This is a genomic window from Companilactobacillus ginsenosidimutans (assembly GCF_001050475.1).
GTDB classification, from domain to species: domain Bacteria; phylum Bacillota; class Bacilli; order Lactobacillales; family Lactobacillaceae; genus Companilactobacillus; species Companilactobacillus ginsenosidimutans.
The window spans coordinates 1,036,586-1,057,417 of sequence record NZ_CP012034.1; the positions used below are offsets into that span (position 1 = coordinate 1,036,586).

Annotated in this window: 18 protein-coding genes; 5 read left to right on the forward strand and 13 right to left on the reverse strand. The window is 36.9% G+C overall.

The window, feature by feature from the left end; translation table 11 throughout:
* Positions 1–3: 3 nt before the first annotated feature.
* The 6 genes from ABM34_RS05560 to pth all read right to left on the reverse strand — a co-directional run bounded on the left by ABM34_RS05560 (position 4) and on the right by pth (position 6,848).
* Positions 4–408 carry a S1 domain-containing RNA-binding protein gene (locus ABM34_RS05560; protein ID WP_048704113.1) on the reverse strand — a complete coding sequence of 135 codons (405 nt, stop codon included), beginning with the start codon at positions 406–408 and terminating at the stop codon, positions 4–6.
* A 22-nt stretch (positions 409–430) separates the two neighbouring features.
* Complete coding sequence (locus ABM34_RS05565) at positions 431–826, reverse strand: FtsB family cell division protein (protein WP_048704114.1); 396 nt, start codon at positions 824–826, stop codon at positions 431–433.
* 101 nt (positions 827–927) lie between these two features.
* Positions 928–1,170: an RNA-binding S4 domain-containing protein gene (locus ABM34_RS05570; RefSeq protein ID WP_048704116.1), complete on the reverse strand. Its 243-nt coding sequence runs from the start codon at positions 1,168–1,170 to the stop codon at positions 928–930.
* Positions 1,170–2,738, reverse strand: coding sequence for a putative polysaccharide biosynthesis protein (locus tag ABM34_RS05575; protein ID WP_048704117.1), 1,569 nt, complete (start codon positions 2,736–2,738; stop codon positions 1,170–1,172). The genes ABM34_RS05570 and ABM34_RS05575 overlap by 1 nt, the downstream gene beginning before the upstream one ends.
* Positions 2,735–6,265, reverse strand: a complete 3,531-nt coding sequence (gene mfd, locus ABM34_RS05580) for a transcription-repair coupling factor (protein WP_048704119.1) — start codon at positions 6,263–6,265, stop codon at positions 2,735–2,737. Before mfd ends, ABM34_RS05575 begins: the two co-directional genes overlap by 4 nt.
* A 25-nt stretch (positions 6,266–6,290) precedes the next feature.
* Positions 6,291–6,848, reverse strand: a complete 558-nt coding sequence (pth, locus tag ABM34_RS05585) for an aminoacyl-tRNA hydrolase (protein ID WP_048704120.1) — start codon at positions 6,846–6,848, stop codon at positions 6,291–6,293.
* A gap of 146 nt (positions 6,849–6,994) precedes the next feature.
* On the opposite strand from pth, the gene ABM34_RS05590 reads away from it, so the two are divergent.
* Positions 6,995–7,978, forward strand: coding sequence for an L-lactate dehydrogenase (locus tag ABM34_RS05590; RefSeq protein ID WP_048704121.1), 984 nt, complete (start codon positions 6,995–6,997; stop codon positions 7,976–7,978).
* 93 nt (positions 7,979–8,071) lie between these two features.
* Positions 8,072–8,734, forward strand: a complete 663-nt coding sequence (gene cbpA, locus ABM34_RS05595) for a cyclic di-AMP binding protein CbpA (protein WP_048704122.1) — start codon at positions 8,072–8,074, stop codon at positions 8,732–8,734.
* Positions 8,735–8,799: 65 nt separating this feature from the next.
* On the opposite strand, the gene ABM34_RS05600 is transcribed toward cbpA, so the two are convergent.
* Positions 8,800–9,342 carry a TetR/AcrR family transcriptional regulator gene (locus tag ABM34_RS05600; protein ID WP_048704124.1) on the reverse strand — a complete coding sequence of 181 codons (543 nt, stop codon included), beginning with the start codon at positions 9,340–9,342 and terminating at the stop codon, positions 8,800–8,802.
* Between the two features lie 181 nt (positions 9,343–9,523).
* On the opposite strand from ABM34_RS05600, the gene ABM34_RS05605 reads away from it, so the two are divergent.
* Positions 9,524–11,854: an ABC transporter ATP-binding protein/permease gene (locus ABM34_RS05605; protein WP_048704126.1), complete on the forward strand. Its 2,331-nt coding sequence runs from the start codon at positions 9,524–9,526 to the stop codon at positions 11,852–11,854.
* A gap of 361 nt (positions 11,855–12,215) precedes the next feature.
* Positions 12,216–12,725, forward strand: a complete 510-nt coding sequence (locus tag ABM34_RS05610; protein ID WP_048704127.1) for a DUF6933 domain-containing protein — start codon at positions 12,216–12,218, stop codon at positions 12,723–12,725.
* Positions 12,726–12,999: 274 nt separating this feature from the next.
* Here the strand turns inward: ABM34_RS05610 and alr are convergent, their stop codons facing one another.
* From alr to ABM34_RS05630, 4 genes are all read right to left on the reverse strand, one after another.
* Complete coding sequence (gene alr, locus ABM34_RS05615) at positions 13,000–14,112, reverse strand: alanine racemase (protein WP_048704129.1); 1,113 nt, start codon at positions 14,110–14,112, stop codon at positions 13,000–13,002.
* Between the two features lie 2 nt (positions 14,113–14,114).
* A complete protein-coding gene (gene acpS / locus ABM34_RS05620; RefSeq protein ID WP_048704131.1) occupies positions 14,115–14,471 on the reverse strand; it encodes a holo-ACP synthase in 357 nt (118 codons plus the stop codon).
* Between the two features lie 111 nt (positions 14,472–14,582).
* Positions 14,583–16,130, reverse strand: a complete 1,548-nt coding sequence (gene cshA / locus ABM34_RS05625) for a degradosome RNA helicase CshA (protein ID WP_048704133.1) — start codon at positions 16,128–16,130, stop codon at positions 14,583–14,585.
* Between the two features lie 80 nt (positions 16,131–16,210).
* Positions 16,211–17,572 carry a UDP-N-acetylmuramoyl-tripeptide--D-alanyl-D-alanine ligase gene (locus ABM34_RS05630; RefSeq protein WP_048704134.1) on the reverse strand — a complete coding sequence of 454 codons (1,362 nt, stop codon included), beginning with the start codon at positions 17,570–17,572 and terminating at the stop codon, positions 16,211–16,213.
* Positions 17,573–17,660: 88 nt separating this feature from the next.
* Here ABM34_RS05630 and ABM34_RS05635 point away from each other — a divergent pair, with 88 nt between their 5' ends.
* Positions 17,661–18,887, forward strand: a complete 1,227-nt coding sequence (locus ABM34_RS05635; RefSeq protein WP_048704136.1) for a multidrug efflux MFS transporter — start codon at positions 17,661–17,663, stop codon at positions 18,885–18,887.
* A 57-nt stretch (positions 18,888–18,944) separates the two neighbouring features.
* On the opposite strand, the gene ABM34_RS05640 is transcribed toward ABM34_RS05635, so the two are convergent.
* Positions 18,945–19,193, reverse strand: coding sequence for a type B 50S ribosomal protein L31 (locus ABM34_RS05640; protein ID WP_048704138.1), 249 nt, complete (start codon positions 19,191–19,193; stop codon positions 18,945–18,947).
* Between the two features lie 100 nt (positions 19,194–19,293).
* A complete protein-coding gene (gene abc-f, locus ABM34_RS05645; RefSeq protein ID WP_048704140.1) occupies positions 19,294–20,793 on the reverse strand; it encodes a ribosomal protection-like ABC-F family protein in 1,500 nt (499 codons plus the stop codon).
* Positions 20,794–20,832 lie beyond the last annotated feature (39 nt).

The window sequence follows — 20,832 nt, forward strand, 5'->3', positions numbered from 1 at the left end:
TAATTATCCGCGACGGCCACCACGACCACCACGTTTACCTTCAGTATTTTTGCGAAGAGTACTTAGACGTTCTTCACTTTCTTTCATGTATCCTGACATCATATCGTCAAAAGTTTCAGCATGATGTTGAACTGGTCTAGGTTTTCTCTCACGGTGTTGATAATGTGGCTTAGGCTTGTCAGAAGCTTGTTTAATAGATAAAGCAATCTTCCCGTCTTTGTCATTCAAAATCAATACTTTAACTGTATCCCCAACTTTTAGTACATCGTGAATATCTTTGACGTAACTATCTGCAACCTCGCTAATATGAACCATTCCGCTCTTATTATCGCCAAGGTCTACAAAAGCTCCAAAATTAGTAATACCGGTAACTTTACCTTCTGTTTTGGATCCTACTTCAACTGTCATCTAAATTCAAAAATCCCTTTCCCTATTTTTGTACTGCAGTGTCATTCACTGGCAGATTATAAACTTGTTCCCCAGGTTTAGTATACATGTATTTGTCACGTACATATTTTTCTAGATAATTTGTATCTTGTAGCTGATTAAGCTGAATTTTCAAATCTTTTTGAGTTGCTTTTTGCTTGTCTAATTTCTTTTGACCAACAACAACTTCTTGATTTGTTTGAGAATATTGTCTCTGAGAAAGAATAATTTGCGAACCGAAAAGTAATATAACAATTGCAAAAAGTGCGCCAATAAAAATTAATCGTCTTTGATGAACTTTTGCTGCATAATCTGACTGTTTTTCGTTAGCCTCTGAGACTGAGTCGCGCTTCGGTCTGAGCACCGAGACGTTAGAATTTGCTATATTACGTAATTCCATGCCGTTTATTCCCCCGTGAAAAATCATTATATTGAGTATACCAACTTTACAAGCTTATTTGTTAAAATTTTATATTTTTTAAACTTTGGTTAAGAATTAACCTATTCTACTTCTTCAAATAAATCGGCAGATTCATTCTTTTTAGTTGTTTCTTTAGTATTCAGTACACGAACTTTCATGGTTCTTTCACCAAAATGTAATTCAATCGTGTCTCCTTCAGCAACGTTTGTTGAAGATTTTGCTACGCGATCGTTAACTAATGCACGACCGTTATCAGTGAATTCTTTAGCAACTGTACGACGTTTGATAATTCTACTTACTTTTAAAAATTTGTCTAATCTCATTATTTATCCTCTATCTTAATAAACTTTGTTAATTGTTTTCCTAGTGGTAGGATCTCCCACTCTTTTTTGTTCAAAAGTTTCCACTGGACAACTAAGAAAACGAAAATTACGACTCCTATTGGAATCAAAACCAGATTAATCACGACTGATGTGGCTCTGGTTAAAACTATAAAATGTAAAAAAACTTTTTCAAGCACTCTAATGGTCAAGGCCATCAGCAATCCAGCAATAACTGTCTTAAAAACAAATCCCCAACTTAATAACAAGAAACCTAAGCTAGCACGATAGATGAACAAAATTCCTACTAAAATCACTAACTCACTCATTACAGTTGAGATTGCAGCACCGGAAATGTGCAATTGTGGAACTAACAATAAGTTCAAGCCAACTTTAATGACTAACGATACTATGAACAGTAGCAACTTGGAAAGATTTTTGCTCGAATCTCCACTTGTAACTGCGACCAATAAATTAATTATCGAAACTATAAAAATTGAACACATATATATTGCTAATGCGACTGATCCTGTAGCATCGGTAAATAACATTGTATTTATATCTGGCATTAATGCAATCAAGCCAGCAGTCTCAGCAACAGCTAAAATCACACACACTCGGACCATTCGTTTAATCAAAGGTTTGTTTTGATCAGACTCATTTTTCTGATGTAATTGCGGCATGATCGTCGAAACAAATGACAAGGAAATTACGATCCCTAACTGAATCAATGGTTGTGCACGATCAAATACACCTTTCATAATTTCAGCTTGATTAAGTCCCATTCCATTAAGCATTAATAATCTAATCATGCTGAATGAATCGATAAACTGATAAAAGATAGTAATACCAGTAAAGAAAATTATTAAGACTATTTCTAATCCTAAACCTTTTTCAAGGCTGACACTGACTCCTTTACTACTGCTGAAAAAATTTTTCTGAGTGCGAAAAAAGGTGAACAATAATACTAATACGGCAAAAATTCCTCCTACGAATGCGCCGGCATTGGCTAGGCTTCCCATTTCATAAATGTTTAGCCAGCCTTTTCCAAACAATATGGCGGCAACGATGATTAATACTATTCGTAAGAATTGCTCTAGCACTTGCGATATGGCGCTTGGCTCCATGACTAGGTCACTTTGAAACATCCCCCGCAAGCTAGCTTCAAATGGTATTAGCAAAAATGCCAAGCTGACTGTGCGAATTTCATGGAATAAACTTGGGTCACCCATAAATATTGCTAGATAGCGTGAGGCTTTCCACAAGATCAGTGTGGCTATTACTGAAAATGCTAGTAGTATCCCGAAGGTCATTTTGAGTAGTTTGTTCCGCGCAGCCTCGGTTGTTTGCTGGGCAAATGCCTTAGACAATACAACTGGTAACCCGGTTAATGCTAATACCGAAAATATTCCGTAAATTGGATAAACTTGCTGATAAATAAAGTATCCTCTATCGCCAACAATATTTTGTAATGGTATGCGATAAATGGCGCTTAGAAGCTCGGAGAACAAGGATGCAACTGTGAGTACCCACGTTCCTCTTACGGCCTTAGAGACTGTTTCTCTTCTCATTTTTTCTTATCTTTAGCTTTCTGTTTTTTAAGCTCATTAAATTTAATTGCCATTTTCTCAGCAAAAATTTGTAATTGGCTAAACCATTCATCCTTGCCAACACTACCTGAATCCAACGTTATTACAAACGCCTCATCGGAATTTCTAACAGTAGCTTTCATAGTGGTGTTTTCTAGGAATTTGAAAACTAAATCTCCTGTTAAGTAATCTGCCGCTTTCTTGGCAAATGTAACAGCAATCATACCATTTTTCATCATAACTTTTTTGACGAGTGCTTCATCGAAGTTAGCTTTCAATAAACTAACATCGAGTAAATTAGATACTTCAATAGGATACTTACCGAATCGATCAATTAATTCTGAACGAACTTCTTGATAATTTTCGACCGAATCAATTTGTCTAATTCGCTTGTAAAGCTCAACTTTTTGACGCTCGTCGGTAATGTAGTCTGCTGGCAAGTATGCATCTAATTCCAAATTAATTTCAGAGTTAGTTTTCTCGGCACGTGTATGGCCACGTTTTCTTGCTACGGCATCATTTAGCATTTGAGAATACAAGTCGAATCCGACTGAATCAATGAATCCGTGTTGTTGTTTTCCTAATAAGTTACCTGCACCACGAATCGATAAATCTCGCATAGCAATCTTGAATCCTGAACCTAATTCGGTGAAATTCTTGATTGCTTCAAGACGTTGCTCGCCGACTTCTGTCAAAACTTTATTGGGACGATACATCAAATATGCGTAGGCCACTCGGCTTGAACGTCCAACACGTCCACGAATTTGATACAACTGTGACAAACCATATCGGTCAGCATTCTCAACAATTAACGTGTTGGTATTTGGCATATCAACACCAGTTTCAATGATTGTTGTTGTAACCAGAACGTCGTAGTCACCTTCGAGGTAATCAGAAATAACCCCTTCCATTTGGGTCTCGTTCATACGACCGTGAGCCGTGGCAATTCTTGCTTCAGGAACCAACGCTTGAATTTGGTCGGCAGTTCGTTCCATATCTTCCACACGATTGTGGAGATAAAAGACTTGTCCACCACGCTCCATTTCTCGCTTGATAGCTTGAGCGACCACATCAAAATTTTGCTCCATAACATAAGTTTGAACCGGATAACGGTTGCTAGGGGCGGTTTCAATCAGTGATAAATCACGAACACCGAGCATCGACATGTTTAAAGTTCTAGGAATTGGTGTAGCTGTTAATGTTAGAACATCAACATTTGCCTTTAATTCCTTAATTTTTTCCTTATGTTTAACTCCGAAACGCTGTTCCTCATCGATAATCAACAATCCAATATCGTGGAACTTAACATCTTTTGACAAAAGTCGATGTGTTCCCACAACGATGTCAACTTCACCAGTTTCGAGTTTTTCAATTATTTCTTTACTTTGCTTACGACTCTGGAAACGAGAAAGTACCGCGATATTCACAGGGAATCCTTCAAATCTTTCACGCATAGTTTCGTAATGTTGTTGTGCCAAAAGTGTAGTTGGTGCTAGTAAAACTACTTGTTTGTTTCCTTCGACAGCTTTAAAAGCAGCACGTAAAGCAACTTCTGTTTTACCAAAGCCAACATCCCCAACCAAAAGTCGATCCATTGGATGGGCTTTTTCCATATCACGTTTAATCTCATCAATTGACCGCAACTGATCTGGTGTTTCTGGGTAAGGAAAAGCATCGTCAAAATCATGTTGCATCTGATCATCCTTAGGAAAAGGAAATCCCTTTTCAGCTTCACGTTTGGCATATAAATCGATCAAGTCATCAGCAATATCTTCAATACTTGATTGAACTTTATTTTTAGTCTTGGCCCACTCTTTACCACCAAGTTTATTGACTCGTGGTGATTTACCTTCAGAAGAAACATATTTTTGAACCATATCCAGTTGAGTAACTGGAATAAACAAACGACCGTCATCACGATATTCAATCGTAATATAATCTTGATGCTTGCCATCAACCTCCATAGTCTTCATGCCGATAAATTTACCAATACCATGATTGACGTGAACTACATAGTCTCCAGGTTTTAATTCTGAGTAACTCTTGAGACGTTCCGCATTGGCCAAAGTTTGGTGGCGACGACGTTTAGGCTGTTTGTTGAATAATTCTTTTTCAGTAATGACTGCAACGTGTTCATCTGGTATTTCAAATCCCAATGATAAAGTTGCATTCATAATTTGCGTACGTTCCGGCAAGATTTTGTCAGTAGTAGTTAAGGAAGCTTTGATACCAAAATCTTGTAACGTATTATTGATTGCCTGGATACGTTTTTCATTACTAATCAAAATCATGACAGTATATTTCTGCTTCTGCCATCTTTCAACCTCAGATTTGAGTAACGGCATTTGGCTGAAAAATTGTTGCATCGAACGGACTGGAACATTCTTCAATTGATTAAGTTTCATCCGTCCCATACCTTGTTGAAGCGTCGACAAATATACTTGTGGATTATGATTTTCTTTGACAATATCGACAAAACTTTGACGAATCTTTTGTTCCGGCAAAGCTTTCCCATATTCCAATTGACTAGTTAGCCAGTCCTGATTGTCAGTTCCATTGTCGTTAGATTGTTCAACCAAGCGATTGTATTCATCAAAAAACACAAAATCATCTGAGCTCAAATAATCAAGTAAATTACTAGGTTTTTCGATCAAATAATCAATAACGCTACCCAAATTATCCGGACGCATTCCTTCAGACAAAGCCTCAATCGTCTGTCCAAAAGTTACTTCCAGATTACTTTTAACATCTTTATCATCAGTCGAAATTTGCTTATCATAACTCTTACGAAGCTTTTCCAACCCAGCTTGAGCTTGTTCTTCTGTAACCACACGGTCCTTTGCAGGCAAAATGTTTATCTCAGTTAATTCATTAATACTACGTTGAGTCTCAGTATCAAATGATTTAATTTTATCAACTTGGTCACCAAAAAATTCAATTCTAATTGGATCGTCAACATTGAGCGGATAAATATCGACAATATCACCACGAATAGCAAAATCTCCCGGCTTAGCAACTAATTTTTCTTTGCTATAACCCATTTGGACAAAAATGGAATTTAACTGTTCCAAGTTATATTCTTCATTTTTTTCAATTTTGAGTTGCGATTCCTTAAATAATTCCTTCGCTGATAAAGCATATTCAATACCAGAAGTCGAAGTTACTAAGATTCCTGGTTTGTCATCTATTAAGAAACTGAGTGCATCGATTCGTTGACTCAATTCATCAGGAGAACTAGTTGCAATCTCAGTTGAAATTGCTTCTTCAACAGGAAAAATATGAACTTGCTCGCTATTTAATAAGTTTAAGTCATCATAAAGTTTGTTGGCATGAAAATTAGTATTTTCAACCATTAAAATCTTTTTGTTTGTTTTTGTTAAAGTTTCCAATGCAAAAAGGGAAATCGTCGAGCCTGTTAAACCTGTCAACGCATTCTTCGTATCGGGTTTGACGTTCTCTATAAATTCCCCAAGATTGAGCTTATTGGAAATGTATTTATTAAAATTCACATTTGGCCCCCTTCCAATAAGGTACCTAATTGTATTTGTTCATTAATTGATCAAAGCTTGCGCCATCGATCCAGTCCTCTGCAGCTGCAGCTGCGTTGTCAATTCCGTTAAAAGCTTGTGGTGCGTCATCTTTAGAAAATGGCGTTAATACCCAATTAACAACAGTTGCACGTTGTGGGTGTTGGATACCAATTTTAATACGTTTGAAATCTTTTGTACCCATGGCTGAAATTATACTCTTTATTCCATTATGACCACCAGCAGAACCCTTAGAACGTAAACGAAGTTTTCCGATTGGCATATCTAGATCATCGTGGATAACTAAAATTTCGTCATCACCAATTTGAAAATATCCTTTTATAAGTCGAACTGCACGACCAGAATCATTCATAAAAGTAAGTGGTTTAACTAGAAAAACAGTCTCTCCACCGACTTTAAATTTACAATATTCTGCGTCAAAATCTTTTTTCATTTGAGTTTGACCATAACTATCCATCAATTTGTCGATAGTCATGAAGCCCATGTTATGTTTAGTTTTATCATATTTTTTACCAGGATTACCTAATCCAATAATGCATTTCACGTTAATTCCCCATTTCGAAGTCCAATTATAGCATTTTACATAACAAAATTTTTCAATATTTTTGTAACGTTATTGTACATTACCACTTATTATTTGTATAATTACATACGGAACATAATTTATTTTTGAAGGGATGATATTTTATAATGACGACTCCAACAAATGAAAAGAATCATCAAAAAGTACTTTTAGTCGGTGACGGTGCTGTAGGTTCAACTTACGCATACGCTATGACACTTCAAGGTATCGCTCAAGAATTTGTAATTTGCGATATTGCTAAGGATAAGATTAAGGGTGACGCAATTGATATTGCTGATGCTACTCCTTGGACATATCCAAAGAACATCTATGCTGGTGAATACTCAGATGCTAAGGATGCAGATTTAGTTGTAATTACAGCTGGTGCACCACAAAAACCAGGTGAAACAAGACTTGACCTTGTTAACAAAAACCTTAACATTTTGAAATCAATCGTTGACCCAATCGTTGAATCAGGATTCAATGGTATCTTCTTAGTTGCTGCTAACCCAGTTGATATCCTTACATACGCTACTTGGAAACTTTCAGGCTTCCCTAAGGAACGTGTTATTGGTTCTGGTACATCACTAGATACTGCTAGATTACACAAATTCGTTGGTCAAGAACTTGACGTAGATCCTCGTTCAATCCACGGTTACATCATGGGTGAACACGGTGATTCAGAATTTGCTGCATGGTCTCACCTTACAATCGGTGGAATCACAATGAAAGAATGGATGGAAATCCACCCAGAAGTTACACAAGAAAAGCTTGATGCTATTCAAGAACGTGTTATCAAAGGTGCTTACGAAATCATCAACTTGAAAGGTGCTACATTCTACGGAATCGGTACTGCTCTTGCAAGAATTTCTAAAGCAATTCTTTCAGACGAAAACACAGTTCTACCATTATCTGTTTACATGAACGGTGAATATGGCGTTAAAGACGTTTATATCGGTTCACCTGCAATCGTTAACCGTAAAGGTTTGAAACAAATTCTTCAAGTTCCATTAACATCAGAAGAAAGCACACAAATGAAAATTTCTGCTGACGCTCTTGCTAAAGTTCTTAAAGATGGTTTCGAAGCAACAGGTATCGAAGGTCGTCAATAATCCTTTTGACAGGAAAGAATGCTTAGGCATTCTTTTTTTTTGTCTTCAATTACTGTATTATAAGAACATTGAGTGCGGATGGAGAGTATATCTATGTTAGTTAAATCATTAGTTCAAACAAAAGAAAGATTGACCACGGTTAAGGAAAGCATCACCCTAGAGGAAGCTTTGAAAGTACTAGAGGATTCAGGCTTTCGTTGTGTGCCAATCTTAGATGAAAGTGGTCAAATATTCAGGGGAAATATTTACAAGATGCACATCTATCGTCACAAATCACGTGGCGGCGACATGAGTTTACCTGTAACTACCCTCATGAAAAATGCAACAAAGACAATTAATGTTGATTCACCTTTCTTCAAGGTTTTCTTCAACATCAAAGATTTGCCATACATTGCTGTATTAGATGAATCAAACTTATTCTACGGAATTTTGACTCACTCAAGATTACTCAGCATGTTATCAGATGCATGGAATTTGGAAATCAGTAGTTATGTTCTAACTGTTAGTTCATCCGGTGATCGTGGTGACCTAGTTAAAATGTCAAAAGTGATTTCAAAATACGCTTCAATTTCTGCTTGTGTCACATTAGATGCCAAGTCAAATGAAGTTGTTCGTCGAACATTGTTCACTTTACCTGCCGGCGTTACTGTTGATATCTTAAAAGAAATCATCCACAAACTAGAAAGAAAGAGCTTTGTAGTTTCAGAAATTGATGATCTTAAATCGGGTAAGATTCTAGACAAAAATACACTTTAAGAAAAAGCAAAGGTCCCTATGAGAAAATTCTCATAAGGGCCTTTTTAGTTATAAATTCTTTTAATCTAAACATCCAACTGCTTTCTCAAATCCTGAAGATTTGAGGCAAAAAATATTTTTACAATGATTTTAGTTAATTCATCAGGAGTCTGAGGCATTCCGTCCTTAACCCACTTTTTCAAAATGCCTTGCATACCAAGCATGACATAAACTTCTTGATATCCACCTAAGTCGTTAGCAACATCAGGTTTTCGACCGCTCATAGCAGACTGCATCTTATCGAGAACCTTCGTCTTCCCTTCAATAAATACTAAATTACTGAGTTTTCGTCGTTCGTAAAATGCATTTAAAAGTAACGAGATTGCCTCAGTAGGAGACATATTTTGATCAATTTCAATTGAATTGAGAAATTCAGTTTCAATCGTATCAACACATTGAAAAATATCATCGTAATAGCGATAATAAGTCGTCCGATTAATATCAGCAATCTTGCAAACCTCAGTCACAGTGATATTGCTGATTCTTTTATTTTCTAAAAGCGATAAAACCGTATCTTGAATTACTTGTTGAGTATACTGTGCGCGGCGATTATTTTTAACTCCAACCATAACTTCTCTCCTAAATGCAACACTTTTAACAAAAGTGTCGTAATTGCAACACGTTGTTTGAATTTGGTGGTTGCATGGTAGATATAAAATTCTTATTATATGAAACATAGTGTTGCAATAATGACAGTGTAACAGAAAAATTATACTGTACCACTAAAACTTAATTCAGAAAGGTATTATAATGCTGGAATTAAAACATATTAAAAAATATTACTATGTTGGTGATTCAGTCACAAAGGCGTTAGATGACGTTTCAGTCTCCTTCCGTAAGCAAGAATTTGTTGCCATATTAGGACCTTCAGGTTCTGGTAAGACAACCATGTTAAACGGTATCGGTGGATTAGACATCTACGACTCTGGTGATTTAGTCATCAAAGGTAAATCAACTAAAGAATTCAAAGCAGCTGACTGGGATGCATATCGTAACAACTCAGTTGGATTTATTTTCCAAAGTTACAACATCATTGGACACTTAAGTATCCTCGATAATGTAGAAATGGGAATGACTCTCAGTGGTGTTCCAAACGAAGAAAAGAAGAAAAAAGCTATTTCAGCTTTGGAACGAGTTGGATTAGGTCCTCATATCAATAAGAAACCTAACCAATTATCCGGTGGACAAATGCAACGTGTCGCCATTGCTCGTGCCATTGCAAACGATCCTGAAATTCTTCTTTGTGATGAGCCAACCGGTGCCCTTGATACCGAAACTAGTCAAGAGATCATGAAGTTGATCAAGGAACTATCTAAGGAACGACTAGTAATCATGGTTACACATAACCCCGATTTGGCCGACGAGTTTGCCGATAGAATCATCAACTTCGCCGATGGTAAAATCCAAAACGATTCAAATCCCTACACAGAAAATGAAGCAGAAGATACTTTCAAGCTAAACAAAACAAAAATGACATTTTGGACAGCTTTGAAGTTGTCCTTCACCAACTTGAGAACGAAGAAAGCCAGAACCGCATTGACAGCCTTCGCATCAAGTATCGGGATCATAAGTATTGCTATCGTACTAGCATTATCATCAGGTTTCCAAAAACAAATTGATAAAACACAAGCAAATACATTGGCACAATTCCCAGTAACAATTTCTCAAACAGCTTCAACTCAAACCGGTGCAGCCAGTTCAACCAAAGAGAAAAAGGCTCCAAAATCGAAGCAAGTTACAGCCAAATTGAGCCAAGCGGAGAAATCAGTCCACACAAACAAAATTTCCAAAGATTATTTAAACTACATTAAAGACATGAAACCAAGTTTAAGTAAAAACATCGGTTACACATATGCAACCGGAATGAACTTGTTAACAAAAACAAACGGTAAAGTAAAATCCGCCCAATTTTCAAACGCAAGTTCAAATACAGCTTCAACCGGCATGAGCCAAATGGCAGCCTCAACCGGAGTCGGTGGTTCAGTTTATCCATCAACAGACAACAATGGAAAAGGATTTTTGAGTAAGCACTACAAAGTCCTCTCCGGATCAATGCCTAAGAATGAAAATGAAGTAGTCTTAATCGTAAACAGCGACAATTCAACTAATGTAAACGGATTGAAGAACATCGGTATCAAAGTAAAAGATGGACAAAAGATCGATTACAGTAAAATTGTCGGAAAAGAATTTAAAATAGTTTCAAACAACAACTACTATCAAAAGAATCCTTTAGGAACATATTCACCAAATACCAGCCTCTCATCAATGTACAACGATTCTTCAAACAAGACATTGAAGGTAGCTGGAATCTTGAAGGTTAAGTCAAAATCATCGGAGAATATACTAGCTACAGGTATCGCATATAGCGACAAACTGACACAAGATATAATCCAGATGAATAAGAATTCTAACATAGTAAAAGCACAAAAGAGTTCAGATACAAATGTATTAACAGGCGCAGAAATTGATGCTTCGGTATCTAAATCTAGCTTGGTGAGCTACTTAGGTGGTTCAACGACTCCATCAAGTATCATGATTTATCCAAACACGTTCGACAACAAGGACAAGGTTTTGAAGTACTTGGACAAGTACAACAAGGGCAAGTCGAAATCTAACAAGGTTATCTACACTGACTTAGCTGGCCAAGTTTCTACGCTTACTGGTGGCTTGATGACTGCTATCACCTATGTTCTAGTAGCATTCGCGGGTATTTCACTGGTAACAAGTATGATTATGATTGCTATCATCACATACACATCTGTTCTGGAACGTACTAAAGAAATCGGTATTTTGAAGGCTTTAGGTGCGAGAAAGAAAGATATTACTCGTGTATTTGATGCTGAAACGGTCATTTTAGGTGTATCTTCAGGTCTACTTGGCGTCATCATCGCATGGTTAGCTACCTTCCCTATTAATGCGATTTTGAAGAGCATGACTGATTTGAGCAATGTTGCACAGTTGAATCCGGTGCATGCGCTAATACTGATCGTGATTAGTACAGTGCTTACTGTTCTAGGTGGGCATATTCCTGCTCGAATGGCGGCGAAGAAGGATGCAGCAACCGCTTTACGGTCCGAGTAAAGCATAGAGAGTGGAGGAAGCCGTTAAAATGCTGAGCATAGCCTAGAGGAGCGATTGATGCGGTTTGTGCATCCATCGATGCTCGTAGCTAAGCGGAGGCATTTGGCTTCCGGAACTCGTTTCGGCTATAAACGTAGAACGGTTACCCAAAGAATCGGTAGCAGATAAATTTCTCTGGAGCAGACAGCGGAGGAGAAATTATCTACGTTAGCTCCCACGTTCTAACCAAAATCAAACAAAAAAGTCAGCCAAAAGGCTGGCTTTTTTGCATCCATACTTTCAAAACCAATTCAAATATGGCAAACTAAAAATTAGATAGAGCTTGTAGTTCTAATACTTAACAAAAAAAAGGACACCTCAAATGTTCATAAAACCCACAAAAAAATCAAACAAAATATTCAAGCAATTACCCAAAGTATCAGTAAATGACGACTCAGAAATCAATCCCCTATTCGCTTGGCACGCAAACTATCTACCGGTAGACAGAAAAAATCTAGTCTTCCTAACAAACGACTTATCTTACGTAACAATAGTTCTCGCAAATGTAAATGCGGATAAACAACACCATCTACAAAAAGAATTCCACGATGCTTTATTCCAACTATGTGATGATCTCTTTATACCAAATGAAAATTTTGAAAAGTATGTGAAACAAGGCGGAAAACTAGAATTTTTAGAAAATGGACCTGTTAATAGAAATGCAATTGGTGCCATGAACAATGCAATTAGAACTGGTGGAGGAGATATATATCAAGACGTTACTTATCAGCAAGAACTATCAATGGTACTTTCCAAGTTGCTTATTAAGTATCCTGATAATTCAAGGGACACACCTGATAAAAAATTTGCAGAAGCTTTGGATAAACTGTAAAACTTGAAAAGCGAGTTCTCACAATATGGAGAACTCGCTTTTTTTGATTGTTTTGTGATTAAGCTCGAAGGTCGGTAATTTCTCCTCCGCTGTTTGCTCCTGAGAAATTTACCTACTACCGATTCTTTGGGTAACTGTTCTATTTTTATAGCCGAAACGAGTTCCATGACACAGCTTCCTATACATAACTGCAAAAAGAGGCAGGATCCGCATAGTTCGCGAATCATGCCTCTTTTCACTGTTATGACCGGAACTAACCGTGTCATTCCACTCTCTACTCGCGGTATACTCTTGGCAACCTTTCAGACAAGCAACAAAGCACTTCATAATTAATAGTGCCGGCATATTGAGCCACGTCAGTAGCTGTAATCTCATCATTACCACTTTTACCAATCAAGATAACTTTTGTCCCTACGGGCATCTCATGTGGCAATTTAACCATGAATTGATCCATACAGACCCGTCCAACTATCTTGCAACGGATTCCATCAATCAATACGTCAGATCCTGACATTCGTCTCAACCAACCATCTGCATATCCGATTGGAACAGTCCCAATCCACTCTTCATCATTAGTTGTATAAGTTGCGCCGTAGCCAATACTTTCGCCAGGTCCAACTTTTTTAACATAAACCAATTCAGAATGAAGACTCAAAACGGGTTTCAATTCATATGGTAATTGAGAAATATCTGTTTGTGATGGATTCAATCCATACAATGCAATTCCGTAACGAACCATATTGACAGCTAAATCCTGATGCCACAATGCTGTTGCTGAGTTAGCACAGTGAACATACTTGAATTTAATTGGTAAATCGCTTTTTAATTCCTTAAAACGACTCACTTGTTTCTCAAAGTATTTCTCATCAGGGCTATCAGCGGTTGAAAAATGAGTAAATAAACCTTCTGGGATAAATGATTCTGGATGATTTTTCAAAAACATACATGCCTTAACTACTGAATCATGGTCACGAAATCCGATTCGACCCATGCCACTATCGACACCTAAATGAACTTTGAGCTGATAAATATTCTCACGTGCTGCTTCTTCAAGCCAATCTAATGAGCCGACTGTTAAAGAAATATCTGCTTTATTCGCAATTTCAGCGTATTTAACGGGTGTTATTCCTAAAACCAAGATTGGTGCCACTACATCCGAGTCACGAATTTCAAGTGCCTCATCAAGTGTAGCAACACAAAGTCCGGTTGCTCCAAATTCAATTTCTGCTTGGGCAACCTTAACTAAACCATGTCCATATGCGTTAGCTTTAACTACGGCAAAAACGTCTGTACCTGCGGGTACGGATTTTAATTCATTATGCAAATTTGATTTTAAGTTTGCCATGTTAATTTCAACTGTTGCTGGTCTGTGAAGTGATGGAATCATAATTATTCCTCCTCTATGATGACTTCAGTAATAACCAATTCATCTGTATCAGATATTGAGATTTGAATGTTTCCCTTCGAGATTTCAGTCTTGATATAAGGTTGACCGGATGGATGATTGAGAACACTTAAATCGTGAAACCCAATTTTACCTAATCCAGTTCCCATAGCTTTTGTAAAAGATTCCTTGGCGGAAAATCTTCCAGTTAAATATGTCATTTTTTGTTTTTCTGTATTTAGACTATTAAAAACTTCAATCTCATCGGGATTAAGAATTTTGTCGACAAATTTTGGATGTCGTCCATAAATCTTCCTCACACGATCAATTTCTGCAATATCTATTCCTAAGCCTTTAATCATATTCGTTTCTCACCTTGTTTTCAACAAAAAAGAGGGAAGCAAATGAATGCTCTCCCCCTCATTTATTTATATTTTAATCATTTTTATAATGATACACAATTCAATTTTAGATTAAAGATTTGTTCTAATCTTGAATGCTTTCTTTGATTGTGTTGGTTTCTTGCTGTCATTACGTCTGTGGTTACTGTTATTACCACCACGACTGTGACCACCATTTCCGCCTCGACGATCATCACGTCTGCCACCACGGTGTTCATTTCTTTCACCGCTACGACGACCATGACTGAAACGACGTTTGCCATTGCCATGACCTGAACGGTTATGACTTTGCTTGCGACCTGGTAATGGACGTTCTGGAGCAATCTTAACAGGAACACTTTCAGCATCCTTGATTGCTGAACTCAAGTAAACCATTACTAATTGTTCAGGAGTATATTCATTTAACAACTCTTCAGTTGCATCCTTGAAACGATCTAGATTCTTATCGTGTGCCAAGGTATCTTTGATATCTTCCTTAACACCTTCCATTTGACCTTTTAATACTTCGTTGTCAGTTGGTGGTGCTAATGGTGTCATACGTTTCTTAGTTAGGTTTTCGATTGTACGTAAGTAACTCATTTCGTTAGGTGTAACGAATGTTACTGACACACCAGACTTACCGGCACGACCTGTACGTCCAATACGGTGAACATAACTGTCTGGGTCTTGAGGAATATCGTAGTTATAAACGTGAGATACACCAGAAATATCCAAACCTCTGGCAGCAACATCAGTTGCAACTAAGAAATCAAGTTTTCCAGCTTTGAACTTACGTAAAACGCTAGTTCTCTTATCTTGTGATAAGTCACCGTGAATACCTTCTGCATTGTAGCCACGAGCTTGTAATCCACGTGTTAATTCATCAACACGACGTTTTGTACGTCCGAAAATCAAGGCCAATTCTGGTGCTTGAACATCGAAAATACGTGTCATTAAATCAAATTTTTCGAAATCTTTGGCTTTAACAAAGTATTGGTCAATGTTATCAGCTGTTAATTCCTTTGACTTAATTTTAACGATTTCAGGTTTTGTCATAAACTTATCAGCAATCTTCATGATAGGCTTAGGCATTGTAGCTGAGAATAATAATGTTTGGTGATCATGAGGAACGTTTGACAAGATACTTTCGATATCTTCAACGAATCCCATGTCTAACATTTCATCAGCTTCATCAAGAACAACAGTCTTAACGTTGTGTAACTTAAGTGTGTGACGGCTGATGTGGTCTTTAATACGTCCTGGAGTACCCACAACAACACTAGGATGGTTTTTCAAGGCATTAATTTGTCTTCTAATATCAGAACCACCATAAACTGATTGAACTCTAACTTTTTTGTTGCGTCCTAACTTGAACAATTCTTCTTGTGTTTGAATTGCAAGTTCACGTGTTGGGGAAATAATCAATGCTTGAATATCACTAGAATTAGTATCTACAGCATCTAAAATTGGAAGTCCAAAAGCAGCAGTTTTACCTGTACCTGTTTGGGCTTGCCCAATCACGTCATCACCTGTCATTACAAGTGGAATAGTTTGTGCTTGGATAGGCGTTGTTTCTTCGAATCCGGCCTCATCGACAGCAGCTAATAATTTTGAATCTAATTTTAATTCACTAAATTTCACAAAAATCCTCCGTTTGAACATGGTTTAAAACATAATCGTTCTACATTACCACGTTATCCAATGTTACTCAACCGACACACTTAAATTAATTCTTTTAAGACATTTTCAAGATGAATGCCATGGCTTGCCTTTAGCAAGATTGTGTCATCTGAGTTCATTTCTTCTTTTATATTTTCAGTTAGCTGAACTAACTGGTCTGAGCTATACCAACTTAAATTCGTTGGGTCATACTTTTGAACTAGTAAATCGTACAATGCTTTCATTTCATTGCCAACTAAATAGACTTTCTCAAAATCCTTAGGATCAATATGATCAGCTAAAGATTCATGAAGTCGCTTGGAAGCATCGCCTAGTTCAAGCATATCCCCAAGAACAACTATTTTACGACCTGTAGATAATTTTTTCAAATTATCAAGAACTTCACTTGCGGCAGTTGGGTTCGAATTGTACACATCACTTAAGACGTCTGCACCATTCTTAGCCTTCAACCATTCAGTTCTGTTCTCAGTCACATAAAGCTCTGACAAAGCTTTTTGCATGTTCTCGACTTTAATATGATATCTCTGTCCAACTAACAAGGCAGCCATTGCATTGTTGACATTGTAGTCTCCCATAATAGGAATACTAAATTCAATTTCAGGCCAAAGGTTTGTCTTAAAGGTCGTTTGTTGTTTATCACTATGTACTTCTGTAGCAAAAATAGTATTACTATCATTGCGACCAAAAGTTGAAATTTTTTGTTGTACGTTTTGTGCGCGTTCATTCAAGAGCGGTTCATCCCCGTCATAAATGAACATACCATCTTCTTGTAAATGGTGAGTGATCTCCATTTTAGCATCAGCAATCTTATCACGAGTTCCAAAGAACTCAATATGTGCTTCCCCAATCATCGTAATAACCGATACATCAGGTGTTGCTATGGTGCTTAATTTTTCGATCTGTCCAGGGCGATCCATTCCCATTTCAATTACCAAAACTTCAGTGTTAATTGGCATATTTAAAATAGTAAATGGCACACCAATATCGTTGTTAAAATTCTTTGGAGTTTTAGCAACATTATTGTTCACAGCCAAGACACTAGCAATCATATCTTTGGTAGTTGTCTTACCATTGCTACCTGTTACAGCGACAACTTTAGGATTAACTTTCGACAAATAATATTTGGCTAAAGTATTGAAGGCAGTCATTACATCATCAACAACTACATAAGGAATTGCCTTGTTAGTTATTTGGTGATCTTTTTGCCAAATACTTGCTGAAGCACCGTTGTTAATCGCACTTTCGATAAACTCATGTCCATCGCGATCACCCTTTAGTGGGAAGAACAAATCACCAGTCTTAGCTTTTCTACTATCAAAGCAAACGCCGGTAATTTGAACATCTGGTATATTTTCAGCGGTTATTTTTAAAGCCGAATAAACTTCTCGTAACTTCATTTTCATGAATACTATTCCCCAGTTCTAAAAAAATATTTTCTCCCAAAAAATGAAAAGAGTATACTAATTAACTTAGAAAGGATTTGATGTATTTATGAGTTCAAATACACAAAATACTCCAAAAGAGAATAACTATTGGAGAAAAAATCTAATCGTCCTCTGGTTTAGTACCTTTGTAACAGGTATTGGCTTTAGTATGATAACACCCTTTATGCCATTATACATTAATAGTTTGGGGAATTTCACAAAAAGTCAATTGGTCATCTGGAACGGTATTGCCTTTTCATCAACCTTCTTGGTTATGGCAATCATCTCACCTATCTGGGGCAAAATAGCCGACAGACGTGGTCGAAAGTTAATGTTGATTCGTGCCGCATTAGGTATGTCGATTGTTATCTTTCTACAAGCGTTCGTCACGGCACCATGGCAATTAGTAGTATTAAGACTTTTGCAAGGTGTATTTTCAGGATTCGTAAGTAATGCAAATACTTTAATTGCATCTACAGCTCCAAGATCCGAAAGTGGAAAAGCTCTTGGAACATTAAACACCGGCGTTATCTCAGGAACTTTGTTAGGACCTTTAGTAGGTGGCGTTATCGCCCAATACTTCGGCTACAGAATTCCATTTATGATAACTGGATCATTACTTTTTACCGCCTTTATTTTGACAGTGATTTTCATTAAAGAAGATTTCAAACCTGTGCCAAAAGGTCAGGAAGCCTCAACTACGGAAATCTTTCATAAGTTGAAAAATCCGAATATTATTCTAGCAATGTTTATTACTACTATGATTATTCAAATGTCCAATAATTCCATCAACCCAATCATCAGTTTGTATGTTAAACAACTAATGCACGGTTCCGACAAGGTTACCCTCATCGCCGGAGTTGTTGCCGCACTGCCTGGTATTGCAAACATTATTGCTGCACCACGTTTTGGAGCATTGGGTGATAAAATTGGTACTGGAAAAATTTTAATTGGTGGATTGATATTTGCGGTACTTGTATATATTCCACAAGCTTTCGTAAATAACATCTGGCAATTAGCAATTCTTCGCTTTTTCGTTGGAATATCTGATGCCTGCTTAGTACCACAAGTACAAACCTTGTTAGCAAAAAATACCGATACGCAGTATACGGGACGAGTCTTTGGTTACAACCAGTCCTTCCAATCAGTTGGTAATGTCTGTGGCCCACTTCTAGGTTCTTATGTCTCAAGTGCACTAAGCTATTCAGCCGTATTCTTGACGACAAGTGGTCTTGCATTAATCAACTTCGTATGGGTATTTACACACCTGCGGACGAAAAAGAAAAAAGCCTAGAAACAACAAGTTTCTGTAAAAAAGAAAAAAATAAAAGCCATCCGAGAAAGGATGGCCTTATTTGTTTGACAAACCATATTTCTTGTTGAAACGATCGATACGTCCATCTGCTTGAGCAAACTTTTGTTTACCTGTGTAGAAAGGATGTGAATCTGATGAGATTTCAACACGAATCAATGGGTATTCAGTTCCTTCATAATCAGTTGTTTCATCTGAGTTAACAGTTGATCCTGCTAAGAATTTCTTACCAGTTGAAGAATCCATGAATACAACTTGGTGGTAATCTGGATGAATTCCTTGTTTCATTATAAATGTCTCCTTTGCCCTAAGTCCTTTACGGAGATAGAGATTAATTTACTAACGGTATTAAATAATATCATGAACAACCAAGATATTCAATATAATTCTACTCTTTCAACATTACTTTTTCATCAGCAATTGTATCAATTAGCCCAATATCATGGTCAATAATCAGCATTGTAGGATGCTGTTTTTTTATTGCTGCAATAATTTGATCACGTGTAATAACGTCTAAATAGTTGAATGGCTCATCCCACAAGTATAAATTAGCTTCCTGTGAAAGACTCAAACTCAAGGCAACCTTGCGCTTTTGACCTTGGCTCATATGTTCAATTGGATCATTAAACAATTCACGTTCAAATCCAAGTTTACGTAAGTTTGAGAAAACTTGTTCAACATCTATCTCACTATTTTCAGCAACTTGTCTAATAGTACCATGTAACGTTGTCTCTTGTGGCATATAAGACACTTTAATTCCCTTTTTAATAGAAATATTTCCACGTTGCTCAAACGGTTGATCAAAATCCATAATTCGTTTGAAAATTGTTGACTTACCAATTCCATTCCTGCCCAGTAAAGCAGTGACTTTACCAGTCTTAACTTCGAAGCTTACCTCAGGTGTTTGAACTGAGTCATTTACCATTTGAAAATTTTCTGCAGAAATTAATTGATTGAAATGAGAAATCTCGACGTAATTTAATACTATCGGGTCATCAATCTCGATATCTTTCAACAAATCCTTTTTCTTTTCAACAGCTTCATTTGCTCGCTTTTGCATGGTACTAGCTTTTTTCATCATCTTAGCAGACTTGTGACTAAGAAAGCCTTTGTCCAAATTAGTATGGAGATCCATCTTGATGTTTTTATTCTTATTACGCTCCGATTGATTTGCCCAGTTCTCTTTTTTTACAGCTGAAGCTTCCATCTTCTTAATATCTTTTTTTAACTGTGCTTTTTCAGCCATTTCGGAATTATCACGAATATCCTTTTGTTGCTCCCATGTATCAAAGTCTCCTTGATAAACATCGATTGTATTGCGGTTAATTGAAATAACATGGTCAATTATTTGATTTAAAAAACCTCGGTCATGACTAATGACAATAAATCCCTGCTTGCCTCGTAAATAATTAGCTACGACCTCTCTTCCCTCAATATCCAAATGGTTAGTTGGTTCATCCACCAACTGGAAACCATTGTTATCGACGAACATAACGGCTAACAGCAATTTTGTCCGTTCACCTGGGCTGAGGTTTTCGAAAGGACGTTCAAGCACGCTAAGGTCCATTTTGAGCTTGTCTAATTCTTGCTCAACCTTCCAAATGTCATAATCTTTCAAACCAGAAAGTTCTAGAGCAACATCCCCCGCCAACTTAGCCGGATTAGAAACGTTTTGAGGATAGTAATAAAAATTCAAGTTAGTTACAATTGAGCCGCTGTAATCTAACTTATTTCTCAAAATATTCAATAAAGTAGTCTTACCTCGACCATTTCGACCAATCAATCCTAATTTCCAGCTTTCATCGATACTTAAATTAACCGAGTCGAAAAGGTTAGTAGACATCTGATCATATTTAAAAGTTAAATTAGTTATTTGTATTGTTCCCATGTAAAATCCCTCATTTCAAGTGCAAATAAGGCTGACTTG

Coding starts and splice junctions, on each gene's coding strand:
- ABM34_RS05560 (WP_048704113.1), bottom strand. CDS start 408: ATGACAGTTGAAGTAGGATCCAAAACAGAAGGTAAAGTTACCGGTATT.
- ABM34_RS05565 (WP_048704114.1), bottom strand. CDS start 826: ATGGAATTACGTAATATAGCAAATTCTAACGTCTCGGTGCTCAGACCG.
- ABM34_RS05570 (WP_048704116.1), bottom strand. CDS start 1,170: ATGAGATTAGACAAATTTTTAAAAGTAAGTAGAATTATCAAACGTCGT.
- ABM34_RS05575 (WP_048704117.1), bottom strand. CDS start 2,738: ATGAGAAGAGAAACAGTCTCTAAGGCCGTAAGAGGAACGTGGGTACTC.
- ABM34_RS05590 (WP_048704121.1), top strand. CDS start 6,995: ATGACGACTCCAACAAATGAAAAGAATCATCAAAAAGTACTTTTAGTC.
- cbpA (WP_048704122.1), top strand. CDS start 8,072: ATGTTAGTTAAATCATTAGTTCAAACAAAAGAAAGATTGACCACGGTT.
- ABM34_RS05600 (WP_048704124.1), bottom strand. CDS start 9,342: ATGGTTGGAGTTAAAAATAATCGCCGCGCACAGTATACTCAACAAGTA.
- ABM34_RS05605 (WP_048704126.1), top strand. CDS start 9,524: ATGCTGGAATTAAAACATATTAAAAAATATTACTATGTTGGTGATTCA.
- ABM34_RS05610 (WP_048704127.1), top strand. CDS start 12,216: ATGTTCATAAAACCCACAAAAAAATCAAACAAAATATTCAAGCAATTA.
- alr (WP_048704129.1), bottom strand. CDS start 14,112: ATGATTCCATCACTTCACAGACCAGCAACAGTTGAAATTAACATGGCA.
- acpS (WP_048704131.1), bottom strand. CDS start 14,471: ATGATTAAAGGCTTAGGAATAGATATTGCAGAAATTGATCGTGTGAGG.
- ABM34_RS05630 (WP_048704134.1), bottom strand. CDS start 17,572: ATGAAAATGAAGTTACGAGAAGTTTATTCGGCTTTAAAAATAACCGCT.
- ABM34_RS05635 (WP_048704136.1), top strand. CDS start 17,661: ATGAGTTCAAATACACAAAATACTCCAAAAGAGAATAACTATTGGAGA.
- ABM34_RS05640 (WP_048704138.1), bottom strand. CDS start 19,193: ATGAAACAAGGAATTCATCCAGATTACCACCAAGTTGTATTCATGGAT.
- abc-f (WP_048704140.1), bottom strand. CDS start 20,793: ATGGGAACAATACAAATAACTAATTTAACTTTTAAATATGATCAGATG.